Annotated in this window: 9 protein-coding genes; 6 read left to right on the top strand and 3 right to left on the bottom strand. The window is 43.1% G+C overall.

Going from position 1 to position 12,373, the window contains the following annotated elements; genetic code table 11:
* Positions 1-23 precede the first annotated feature (23 nt).
* The gene (locus I588_RS23140; protein WP_010756598.1) at positions 24-2,696 is read right to left on the bottom strand and encodes an HAD-IC family P-type ATPase; all 2,673 of its coding nucleotides are present in this window, start codon (positions 2,694-2,696) and stop codon (positions 24-26) included.
* Positions 2,697-3,230: 534 nt separating this feature from the next.
* On the opposite strand from I588_RS23140, the gene apf reads away from it, so the two are divergent.
* A complete protein-coding gene (gene apf / locus I588_RS23135; RefSeq protein ID WP_016250093.1) occupies positions 3,231-3,887 on the top strand; it encodes an aggregation-promoting factor in 657 nt (218 codons plus the stop codon).
* Positions 3,888-4,009: 122 nt separating this feature from the next.
* Here apf and I588_RS26600 read toward each other — a convergent pair whose 3' ends face one another.
* Positions 4,010-4,615 (bottom strand): helix-turn-helix transcriptional regulator, encoded by a 606-nt coding sequence (locus I588_RS26600; RefSeq protein ID WP_010756600.1) that lies wholly within the window; start codon positions 4,613-4,615, stop codon positions 4,010-4,012.
* Between the two features lie 94 nt (positions 4,616-4,709).
* The gene (locus I588_RS23125) at positions 4,710-5,561 is read right to left on the bottom strand and encodes an RluA family pseudouridine synthase (protein WP_010756601.1); all 852 of its coding nucleotides are present in this window, start codon (positions 5,559-5,561) and stop codon (positions 4,710-4,712) included.
* A 256-nt stretch (positions 5,562-5,817) separates the two neighbouring features.
* Here I588_RS23125 and I588_RS23120 point away from each other — a divergent pair, with 256 nt between their 5' ends.
* From I588_RS23120 to I588_RS23100, 5 genes are all read left to right on the top strand, one after another.
* Positions 5,818-8,004 (top strand): PBP1A family penicillin-binding protein, encoded by a 2,187-nt coding sequence (locus I588_RS23120; RefSeq protein ID WP_010756602.1) that lies wholly within the window; start codon positions 5,818-5,820, stop codon positions 8,002-8,004.
* 68 nt (positions 8,005-8,072) lie between these two features.
* Complete coding sequence (locus I588_RS23115) at positions 8,073-8,414, top strand: YlbF/YmcA family competence regulator (protein WP_010756603.1); 342 nt, start codon at positions 8,073-8,075, stop codon at positions 8,412-8,414.
* A 117-nt stretch (positions 8,415-8,531) separates the two neighbouring features.
* Positions 8,532-11,351 (top strand): sigma 54-interacting transcriptional regulator, encoded by a 2,820-nt coding sequence (locus tag I588_RS23110; protein ID WP_010756604.1) that lies wholly within the window; start codon positions 8,532-8,534, stop codon positions 11,349-11,351.
* 93 nt (positions 11,352-11,444) lie between these two features.
* Positions 11,445-11,855 (top strand): PTS sugar transporter subunit IIA, encoded by a 411-nt coding sequence (locus I588_RS23105; protein WP_010756605.1) that lies wholly within the window; start codon positions 11,445-11,447, stop codon positions 11,853-11,855.
* A 16-nt stretch (positions 11,856-11,871) separates the two neighbouring features.
* The gene (locus I588_RS23100) at positions 11,872-12,369 is read left to right on the top strand and encodes a PTS sugar transporter subunit IIB (RefSeq protein ID WP_010756606.1); all 498 of its coding nucleotides are present in this window, start codon (positions 11,872-11,874) and stop codon (positions 12,367-12,369) included.
* The last annotated feature ends 4 nt before the right edge of the window (positions 12,370-12,373 follow it).

Below are 12,373 nucleotides of genomic sequence, written 5' to 3'. Positions count from 1 at the left end.
CGCGCGCTCGGGTTTTATTTATGTTATGAAGATTTGTGAGTAACCAGAATTGGCTTGCCGCTTCGGCGGTTGCGCCATTTGTCAAATTCTGTAATGAGTAAAATCAACATCCCGGCTAAAATCGAAACGCCCCACTCTACTAAACTCATGGGAGCGGTGTGGAAGGCTTGCTGCATGAAGGGTACATAGGTTAAAATCAGCTGCAATCCAATCATAATCCCAATGATGACGAACGCCTTCTTATTAGAAAAGAATTCCTTCGAAAAAGCATACTGTGAGGTACGAATATTAAATAGGTAGAAAATTTTACTGATGACAATAATATTGACCATCATGGTGCTGGCTGTCGTTCCGTCAACGCCCCGATCTAAAATCCAATCGTAGGCCATCAAAGCAATCAGAGCCATTAAAATTGAAACATATGCCATCTGAACAATATCATGGCGACTCATTAAGCGGCTGCCGGTTTTCTGAGGTGGTCGATCCATAATGCCCTCTTCAGCCGGCTCGAAAATGAAGGCAAACTGAATGGTAATTGCCGAAACCATGTTGATCCACAGCAGCTGAGTCGCCTGCAGCGGCATGTCAATCTGCATCAAAATCGTAAAGGCAATAATCAGACCTTCCGCAAAGGAGGTGGGCAGCAAGAACAGAATACTCTTTTTGATATTGTCGTAAATGCGGCGGCCTTCGCGGATAGCAACCGACATTGTAGCAAAGTTGTCGTTGGCTAAAATCATGTCCGCCGAATCTTTGGCTACGTCGGTCCCTTTAATCCCCATGGCAACACCAATATCGGCCCGCTTCAAAGCTGGGGCATCGTTGACACCGTCACCAGTCATAGCAGTAACTTTGTGATTGGCCTGCAGGGCTTCGATGATCTCCAATTTGTTTTTCGGCGTCGTTCGAGCAAATACTTGGTGACTAATTGCCGCTTCTTCCTTTTCAGCTTGTGACAGGCGATCCCATTCTGGACCGGTGATGGCTTTGATTTCTGAGGCCAACCCCAGCTGTTCACCAATTGTTTTGGCCGTTACCGGATGGTCGCCGGTGATCATTTTAACTTCGACGCCGGCTTGGCGCATGTCCTTCAAGGAACCGATGACTTCTTCACGAGGCGGGTCAATAATACCAGCTAAGCCTAAGAAGTGAATCCCTTCAGCTAACAGTTCGTGGGTAACTTCGGTGGTTTCAGGCGAGACGGTTTTGTAGCCGACTGCAACCACGCGTTTGCCTTCTTCTGAAAGGGCTAAAACCTGTTTACTCCAGTAGTCATGCTGAAAAGCGGCCTCTTGGGTTTTCGCCATTGGAAACAATTTGTCAGGGGAGCCTTTAATGTAAACTAAGCGTTGGCCGTTTGGTTGTTGAACCAGCTTCGCCATATAGCGATATTCTGAGTCAAAGGGCAGCATGTCAATCTCTTCAACAGCCGGTTCGGCTTCGTTCAGCTTTTGATACAAGGTTAAGAAAGACCCGTCCGTTGGTTCACCGTTAATTTGCCAGCGATTGTCTTCTTCAAAAAGCATCGTATCGTTGGCTTCATAACCAGCCTCTAAAAAGCGCTGCATTTTTGCATCCGGGACCACCGGTTGACCGTCCTTCAGTAATTTGCCATCGGGTTTATAGCCGTAGCCGCTGACAGTATAATGCTGTTGGTCAATCAATACATCGGTTACGGTCATTTCATTTTTGGTCAGGGTTCCGGTTTTATCGGTGGCAATTACGTCCACTGAGCCTAACGTTTCAACTGCTGGCAAAGATTTAACAATGGTATGTTTGTTTTTTGCCATGTCGCTGACACCCATTGCTAAGATAACCGAGGTGGTTGCCGGCAAGCCTTCAGGAATAGAGCCGACAATCATGGTAACAACTGCCAATGAAAGAACCGAAAGCGAGTAGGTATCAAAAAATACGCCTAGTAAAAAGAGCAGGACAGCTGCACCGATAACTACATAGGAGACACCTTTTCCTAAGCTGTCAATTTGCTGCATTAATGGAGATTTCCGTGGTTTCACCTGGCTGACTTCTGTCGAGATTTTCCCGATTTCTGTGTCGGCAGCCGTAGCGATTACCACCCCTAAACCGCTCCCGTTCGTAACAGAAGTCGAAGCAAAGGCCTTATTGATCTGCTCGGCTAAAGGCACTTCTTCCTGTGGTAAATCCTCGGCAGTTTTTTCAATTGAATCGGCTTCACCTGTTAAGCTGGCTTCTTGAATACGTAAATTGTCCGCATCGACAATACGCAGGTCGGCCGGCACACTGTCACCAGCTTCCAAAAAGACTACATCGCCAGCGACTAATTCCTCAGTGGGAATGTCCATCCGGGTACCATCACGATAAACGGTGGCTTCGGTTGCCAGCATTTCTTTGATTTTTTCTAAGGCATCTGAAGCATTCGCTTCTTGGTAATAGCCGATAAAGGCATTAATGACTACAACCAGCCCGATAATGATGGCATCAGAAGAATGCCCCATCACTAAGGTCAAAAGCATTGCAGCGATTAAAATGTAAATAATCATGTTGTTGAATTGACGCAAAAAGAGCTTCCATTTGGGCGTTTTCTTAGTTTCCAGCTTGTTCGGTCCGAATTTGGCCAAGCGAGCTTGCGCTTCCTGCTGGCTTAGACCTTGTTCAAAGTCTTGTAAGGGATAGCTTTCCTGTAATTGTTCCAGTTTCTGGTGATAATCTTCCTTCATGTGTGTAAAACACTCCTTAATTTAAATTAGAATATGCGAAAAAAGCACCTTGTCTTATGACAACGCACGCAAATAGGCCTATTCTTTTTGAAAATAAGGAATTTTATAATAGTAATAGTAAGACGTCTGCTTGGCGTCTGGGTCCATTTTTATACCACCTCCGATAGATTAAATTTATCAAATAAAAGCAAAATAGTCAAAAAAACGAGAAATGTTTAAATGATTTTGAATAAATGAGAGGTTTTGAAAGCCAAAAGAAATGTTTCAGACTTTTACAGAAAGATTGCAATGTTTCAGTCGGATAAGTAAATATTTATACATTTGTGTGAAGAAAGCTTGAAGATAAGCCAATTAGGCCGAATAAGTGATGATAAGCAACTATTTCAAAAAAACGTAAATTGCCTGTTTTGTTACATTTTTACACAGGATTGTAACCAAATGTCATAGGATTATCACCCATGAAATACGAAAGGATGGTAAAGTTACTCTCGTAGTCAAGAAGACGTAGAAACCTATTTGGAGGAACTTAACATAATGAAACTTGGAAAAACATTCTTATTTGGATCTTTATTAGCAGCAGGAACTGGTATGGCTTTTGGTGGACAAGATGCCCACGCAGCAGAAAAGTATACCGTTGAATCTGGCGATACGTTATCAAAAATTTCACACAAATTTGCTGGCGACAACAGCTTAGTTGAAACAATTGCAAAAGCAAACAAAATTTCTAACGTTAATATGATCTTTGCTGGTCAAGAATTAACCATCGACAAAGAAGGTAAAGCAGAAGCAACAGCTGCACCTGCTGAACAAGCAGCAGCACCGGTTCAAGAAGCTCCAGCACCAGTGGAACAAGCAGCAGCACCAGTTCAAGAAGCTCCAGCACCAGTGGAACAAGCAGCAGCACCGGTTCAAGAAGCTCCAGCACCGGTAGAACAGGCAGCAGCTCCTGTAACTGAAACAGTACCTGCAACAACTTCTTCAGCGAAAGAATGGATTGCCCAAAAAGAATCAGGCGGTTCTTACTCAGCAACGAACGGTCAATACATTGGACGTTACCAATTAAGCGCATCTTACTTAAATGGCGACTATTCAGCAGAAAACCAAGAACGTGTAGCTGATCAATACGTGACTTCACGTTATGGCTCATGGGAAGGCGCTCAATCTTTCTGGTTAGCAAACGGCTGGTACTAAAATAAAGCAAATAATCCGAGATTCCTTTTTTAAGGGGTCTCTTTTTTTTGACTAATTTTTAAGCAGCGTTTGGTTGGCTTAGTATGGAGAAGAATGCAACCAGGAGCTAATTAAGCCCCTGATTATTTTTCGGTGAAGTACTGGTCGATTTGTTCCTTGATAGCAGCGGTATCATTTGTAATAAAAAGCATTCCTGGAAGCAGCAGTGTTTTTTCTGCTGAATAGGAGACAAGTACCTTGAATGGTTCGGGAACAATGTATAGATCGGGTTCTTCTTCAAGAGTGCTAGGATCAAAATGTACATCGTAATACGGCGACAGCTCCTTCTTCAAAGCATTGATTAGCCGAATTTGACTAAAATGACCATAAGGTGTGATGTGGTGATAATTAATTCCTAGACTAACATAGACAACAAAACAGATCGTTTTCATGCTTTTCCGCTCCTTAGAGGAAGGCTCATAGATCCCTTCCGGATTGGTTTGGAATATGAAATCAAGAATTGAACGTTTTTGTTTTTCTGTCGCGTGTTGGATGCCCAATAGCTGGTCGACACTTACTTCAAACAGCTGACTCATTTGAACGAGCAGCTCCAAATCGGGATAGCTTTTATCCAGCTCCCATTTGGAAATGGTTTGCCGCGAGATTTTCAGGTAATCGGCTAGATCCTGCTGGCTCAACTTCTTCTTTATTCGTTCTTCCTTGATGTTCTTTCCTAACTCAATTTTCACTTTACAGCTTCCTCTCCAAATAGCTAGTGTTTTAGGCGCACCAATTCGTTGCTGCGGCAAAAAAGTTGATGCAACGCAACGTTGCATCAAGGTTCTACCACAAACCAGGCAGTGCCGTCACCGCAATTTTCTTTTTCGTAAAAGGCTGGATAAGATGCAGCTCATAGGCATGCAGCATTAACCGGCCGTTTTTATCTTTACTATATAATGGGTCTCCTACCAGCGGGTGCCCGAGACTGGCTAAATGGACTCTAATTTGATGCGTACGACCAGTATCTAAGCGGCAATAAATGGCTGTATTTTTTTTAATTGAGTGAGCAACAGTCACGTGGGTAATGGCTGCTTTCCCATTTTTCGGATCGACTCGGCGTTTGCGGCGATCATGGCGATCGCGGCCGATTTTTTGATTAATTGTCAGGTCTTTAGCTATGTGACCGTGAACAATCGCTTGGTAACGCCGATAGATCGCTTTCTTTTCCAGCATCCGGCCTAAAATCGGCAAAACGAATTGATTTTTAGCAAAAAGAATGGCCCCGCTGGTTTCTTTATCCAAGCGGTGAACAACATGAGGCTGACTTTCTGGTGCTAAATAAGCTGCTAAATGATTCAGCAGCGTGTCCGATTCGTCAGGCTGATTCGGATGGGTTTTCATTCCTGCAGGTTTATTGACAATTATCAGGTGCTCATCTTCATAAAGAATGGTCACCAGCCGTTTATCGCCTAAGGGAATGGTTCGGGTTGGGTAGTCACTGTCTTCTATTAATAAAGTGATCACATCATTTCCTTGAACCTGCTCTTGAAAATGACAGCTTTTTCCGTTAACTAAAATACCTTTGCGGGTACGAATAAAATGTCGGACTTTTCTTGGAACCAGCCAGTCTTCCTCCAACAGCTCTTTAACTGTTTTGGCAGGTGAATCAGGCGGTAAAGTAATTGTAAATTCCATGGGTTTCACTCCTCGAGCTTCATTGTAACAATCTTTGCCGTGAAAAGAAACTTGATCCATTAGCTGGCAGAAGAGACCGATAAAGAGCTTAGAATGGCAAGTTTTCAGCAAATTAACAGATATTTAAGAAAAAAATCAGCTTTTCCTTGAGTTCTCATGCTAGAATAATGCCAATGTGTATCCGTCTGTAGACGCACGCGCAAAGCCGCAAATTGTGTTACACTAGGTCTGATTTTGAAGGATTGGAGATCGACAAATGGATTTTCAGAAAATTTGGCAAAAAGTCAAAAGCGCGTTAAAAACATTTTGGATATGGATCAAGCCGTATTTGATTCGCTTCCACCATGCGCGCAAACGTATTTGGAAAAAATATCATGTGAATAAAATATTGCTTCTATTGACGTTGGTTGCGATTTTAGTTACCAGCATTTATTTATTCTTTTTAGCAAAATCAGTCAATGTTGAAACGCTGCAATCTAGCTTGAAGCAATCTACCGAAGTGTATGATCAAAAAAATGAACAGGCCGGTACCTTATACGGTCAAAAGGGTACGTACGTGGAGGGGGAACAGATCTCTCCATATATTAAGGATGCGGTGGTTTCTACTGAGGACCGCAGCTTTTATGAGCACCACGGGTTTGATATTAAGGGGATCGCCCGAGCAGCGATTGGTTCATTGACGCGCGGACGAATCACCGGTGGTGGGAGTACCATTACCCAGCAGTTAGCGAAAAATGCTTATTTAAGCTTGGATCAAACCTTTGAACGGAAGGCCAAAGAGCTGTTCATGGCGATTGAAATTGAAAAGAAATACAGCAAAGATGAAATTTTAACGATGTATTTAAACAATGCTTACTTCGGTAATGGTGTGTGGGGTGTGCAGGATGCTGCTCGTAAATACTTTGGTGTAGATGCCAGTCAAGTAAGTATTGGTGAAGCAGCTACTATTGCCGGTATGCTGAAGGGGCCAAGTATTTACAACCCGATTGATAACTTGGAAAATGCGACCAACCGCCGCAATACCGTATTGAATGTTATGGTCGATAACGGCAAGCTGGACCCGGCTCAGGAACAGCAGGAAGCTCAAGTGGATTTAGGCTCATTGCTGAATGATACGTACACAGCTGGCGATGCTGGCTATAAATATCCGTTCTATTTTGATGCGGTGATTGATGAAGCGGTGGATCGTTATGGACTAAATGAGAAGGATTTGCTGAACAAAGGCTATAAGATCTACACTGCCTTGGATCAAAATTATCAGCAGCAAATGGAAGCTGTTTATGCCAACAGCTACAATTTCCCAGCTAACGCAGCTGATGGGGCAATGCCTCAATCTGCTTCAGTGGCACTAGATCCAACAACCGGGGGCGTAGAAGCATTAGTTGGCCGTCGCGGGGAGCATGTCTTCCGAGGCTACAATTTTGCGACTCAAATGAAACGTTCTCCTGGTTCGACTATGAAGCCGTTAAGTGTCTATGCACCAGCTTTGGAAGCAGGTTACAAACCAGACAGTATTTTACAGGATGTTCCACAGGATTATTACGACGCGAAAAACTATAGCGGCACCTATCAAGGGGAAGTGCCAATGTATCAAGCAGTTGCGCAAAGCTTGAACTTGCCGGCGGTTTGGACCTTGCATGAAATTGGTTTGGATAAGGGCTACAACAAAGCGAAGGAATTTGGCATTCCGTTAGAAAAATCAGATAAATATTATGGGTTGGCTCTTGGTGGATTAGAGAACGGAACTTCCCCCATGCAAATGGCAGCTGCTTATGGTGCCTTTGCCAACCAAGGAAGAGTGTATCAACCCCATTTAATTACTAAAATCATTGATTCTACTGGTGCCGTGATTGAAGACAATAGCGATCCTAAGTATGAACAAGTTATTTCAAAGGAAGTAGCAGACAGTATGACCAGCATGCTGCTGGGGACTTTCTCTAACGGGACAGCAGTGCAAGCCGCACCTGCAGGCTACACGATGGCAGGTAAAACCGGTACGACTGAAACCAATTTTGATGCCTCAAAAGTAAACGATCAATGGATCATCGGATATACGCCAAATATTGTCATTTCTACTTGGTTAGGTTTTGAGAAAACCAGTGAGACCCATTACTTAAGTGGGACCAGCGGTGATGAAGTAGGAATGGTCTTTAAAGCCGAAGCAGAAGCAATCTTGCCTTATGCAAAGCAATCTTCCTTTAATGTGGCGGATGCTTATGCAACAGGCGGACAGGTAGTACCAGCCGATCAAGTGGGTCAAAATACTGAAGACAATCAATGGCAGGAAGACTTAAAAAATATTGGTGAGAAGGCAACGGAAGGCTTAAATGGTTTTGGCGAAAAAGCCAAGGAAGGATTGCAGCAGTTCGGGGAAAAGGCCAAAGAAGGAATTAACCAATTAAAGGATAAAGGAATTCAATGGTTTCAAGAACAGGGAAATTAGGCTTTGAACCCGTTTCCATTCATGTTATAATATGAAAGTAACTTTAATATAGAAAATGAGGGAAAATAATGACAAACATTTATGACACTGCCAATGGATTAGAAAGCGAAATCCGCCAATTACCAGAATTTAAAGCGTTAGAGGAAGCTTTTGCGAAGCTAAAGGAAAATCCTGAAGCTTACAGCGCATTTAAAGAATTCCAAGCTTTCCAACAAGAATTACAAGAAAAGCAAATGACTGGTGAAGATTTTTCTGATGAAGATGCAGAAAAAGCACAAGCATTAGCAACAAAGGTTCAACAAGAAGAAACAATCAACGAGTTGATGACTAAAGAGCAAGCCTTCAGCGTAATCATCAACGATTTAAATCGTATCATCATGACACCAATTCGTGACTTGTACGAAGGATAAACCATTGTTCCCAGCAGGTATAGATCTGCTGGGATTTTTTTGATTCCATGCGATTTGTCTTGCATTCCTCTGGCAGAGATGATAAAAACAAGCTAAGAATGTTGGGGGAGAAAGAATATGAGAATTGATAATGTCTACAAAAATTTGGTGCAGTTTCATCATCAGTATCCCGTCACCGCTGAACAGCTGACTGGTTGTACCGTTAAGGATATTTGTGCAGCGACGGGCTATGCTCGAACCGCTGTCAGTGAGGATTTAACTAAATTGGCTAACCAGCAGCTGGTTATTAAGGTGAAATCACGCCCCGTTCTCTTTTTTGCTCGGGAGGTGCTGGAAAAGCAGCTGAAGTTTGCGCCGCAAAAAGAAGTTTATGCATCTATGGAGGAATTAAGAGCAGAAATTTCCCAAAGACTGGAACGGCAAAAAATAGTCAAACAGGAACGGGCCAACAATCCTTTTTCCAAAGTGATTGGCTATGACGGAAGCCTGAGTGACATTATCAAGAAGCTGAAGGCGGCAGTGTTGTATCCCCCAAAAGGCTTAAATATTATGCTGACTGGCGAATCGGGTGTCGGCAAGACCTTGCTGGCGGAGCATTTGCATCAATTTTTTGAAGCAAAAACAGGACAACAGGTACCGTTTATTTATTTCAATTGTGCGGAATATTTCAACAATCCGGAGCTGCTGACTTCTCATTTGTTCGGTTATAAAAAGGGCAGCTTTACCGGAGCAGACAGTGATCATCAAGGCTTAGTGGAGTTGGCGGATCAGGGCTTTTTCTTCTTGGATGAGGTGCATCGATTGACCAATGAAGGCCAGGAAAAGCTGTTCACCTTATTGGACAAGGGCTACTTTACCCGCATGGGAGAGGCCGAGAAGCAGCGGCATGTAGCTATCAAGTTCATTTTTGCCACGACCGAGGAGCTGGAAAAGACTTTTTTGAAGACGTTTTTACGGAGAATTCCGGTCACCTTGCATGTCCCTAGCTTAAATGAGCGCTCCATCAAGGAGAAAATTCAACTGATTTTAGCCTTTTTCTTAGAGGAGAGCCAGGGGATTCAAAAGGATTTGTACATTTCCTATAACACGTTAAAGTATTTGGCGTTCTCGGAGTACAATGCCAATGTCGGCGAATTGAAATCAGAGATCCAGTTTATTTGTGCTCAAGCCTATCTGGATGCGATTGATTATGAAACCGATGAGCTGATGATTGATGTTCCCATGGAGCTGTTTGATGAAAACTCCTTGGATACTAAAGAGATTGTCGTTTTAAATGAATACGTTCCCAGTAAGGGAATCAAAATTAGTTATGACACATTTTACCCACATATTGATCAGCTGCTGCAAAGCACTCAGCAGCAAAATGACCGCTTCTACAACTTTTTGCTGAAGGAGTATGCAGATTTAAAGAAGGTCAATATTTCGCCGCGGGATGCAGTGGCGATGATGCAAAATAAAGTCGATCAGCTGTATGACATGGATTTGTTTAGCCAGAAGCTTTCGCAGGAGGGGAAAATTGATGAGCAGTTTTATGCTCAGGTGCAGCATATTCTGCAATTGATTGAAGACAAGATGCAGTGCTTTTTGCCTGAACAGCTGAAGGATGTGTTGATGGCGCATATTTATTCCAGCGTGTTCTACTCAGCCCAAATTAATGAGGACTTTTTTGACCTGACGAAGAATATTTTTTCGGGAAAAATTGAGAACTATCAGCTGGCGGAGCAGATTGTTCAAAGTATTGAAGCGAGCTTTTCCTTGAAGCTGCCGGATACGGAGATCATTTTTTATGACCTGTTTATCCGCAAACTAAAGGCTCACGATCGCAGGTATGAGCTGGACGAAAAATGCGGCATTGTGGTGGTGGCTCACGGCAGTGCGACGGCTTCCAGTATGGTGGAATATACCAATGTGTTGTTTTCCACTAGTTTAATGAACTCGGTGAATATGCCCATCAATCAGTCGGTGGAGGAAACCTTGGATAAGGTTCGGAAAATTGTCCGTGACAACCAGTACAGCAAGCTGATTTTAATGGTAGATATTGGATCGCTGGTGTATTTCGGCAACGTCATCAGCAAGGAATTCCAAATTGAGGTTCTGCTGATCAGCAATATTAATCTGCTGACGCTGCTAGAGGTTGCCCGAGAGGTCATTTATGAATCAACGAACTTTGACTATTTATTGCCAGTATTAAAGGAAAAGGATCATAAGGCATTAATCTGTCGCAAAGGAAACTTTGAGAATTCGAAGGTGCTGATTATTTCCTGCCTGACTGGACTGGGCACGGCGTTGAAAATCGAACGGCTGCTGCTGAATACCTTCCCGCAGGAATTACTGACCAATGTGCGGATGCTGACACTGGAAAAACGCGAGCTGGAGGACATTAAGCGTCTCCACTCCTTTATTCATGACGATGAGAAGCTGGTGGGAATTATCGGAACGGTGCAAACGGAAATCCCAGATATTCCCTTTATTTCCTTGGACAAGCTTTTGTCGGATCAAGGCATCAAGCTGGTTTTTCAAATGCTGGGCTTTGATCTGTCCGTAGAAAAAAACAACGAGGTCTTTAAACGCGTCTCGGCTAAATATGTTCAAGGACTATCAGTCGAGGCGATTACCGGCTTATTGACGATCTTGAATCCGAAAAGTATTTCGATTGAGCTGTCGAAAATTTATTCGGATATTTGTATACAGACCAAGAAGAAAAGCGATGAGAAACGCCTGCTGCGCTTTATCATTCACTGTGCCTGCCTGATTGAACGCCAGATTCAACATCCGGAGTATGACCATACCTCTTATGAACTGTCATACAACGAGCTGCCGGAAATGGCATCTGTCATCAAAATGGCCTTTCGACCGATTGAAGTGTCATACAATATAATCATTCCACCACTGGAAGTGAAATATATTTATGAGCTGTTGTTTGAGGTGAACGTCTAAACAGCATGAAATAGCCCCTTTTTCAAAGGGCTATTTTTTTGGCACGCCTCTTGCTTTATATAAAAGTGAACAGAACAAATGAGGAGGGAGCTTATGGAGAAGGAACCGATCTTGATTTTGACTCACAATGGTTGGGGGCAGGCATTAATTAAAAGTGTCCGCATGATTGTCGGCGAAATCAAGGATGTGTATGAGGTACCACTTCAGGCAGAGGATTCGTTAGCGGATTACATTGCCCGAGTGAAGGAACAAATTGATCAGCTGCAGTGGTCAAAGAACTTATTGATTTTAACTGATATTAAAGGAGGGACCCCCAGCAATGTAGCTTTACGGATCTCCAAGGATTATCAGGTAATTACTATTTCCGGATTATGTGCGTCGATGCTGCTGGAAGCCGTAATGAAACAAGAAGAGGGCGGCTTTACTCGCGAGCTGGCACAGGAAATTCAGACAGCGGTGGTTGAAAGCTGTCAGGTATTGGAGCTACCACAAATTCAAAAATAAAGGGACGTGGAAAAAGATGTCAACAATCGTATTAACTAGAGTCGATAGTCGACTAATTCATGGTCAGGTGGTCACTAAATGGCTGCAGCAATCAGGAGCCAATGAAATTTTAGTAGTCAGTGATGAGCTGGAGCAGGATGAATTTTTACAAAGTATTTATTTAATGGCGGCCCCTCCTGGTGTCGAAGTAATTATTAAAGGTATGGAATCAGTGAAAAGCTATTGGGCTGAGGAAGCTGCGGCTAAAAATAGTAAAGTCTTGTTCTTAGTGCCAGATTTAACCACCTTGAAATCAGCAGTGGATGAAGGCATCGTAACCGAAGCTATTCAAGTTGGTGGATTAGGCGGTGGTCCTAACCGGAAAAATGTGATCAAAAATATTAATCTGTCAGAAGAGGATGTAGCGATTTTAGAAGGCTTGTTAAGCAAAGAGATGGATGTCTATTTCCAAGCCATTCCAGAAGAAACACCAGTACCTATGCAAAAATTGATCGAAAAATATAAATCATTATAAAGGG

The organism is Enterococcus pallens ATCC BAA-351, assembly GCF_000407485.1.
GTDB classification, from domain to species: domain Bacteria; phylum Bacillota; class Bacilli; order Lactobacillales; family Enterococcaceae; genus Enterococcus_A; species Enterococcus_A pallens.
This window is presented reverse-complemented; position numbering and strand designations above follow the sequence as displayed.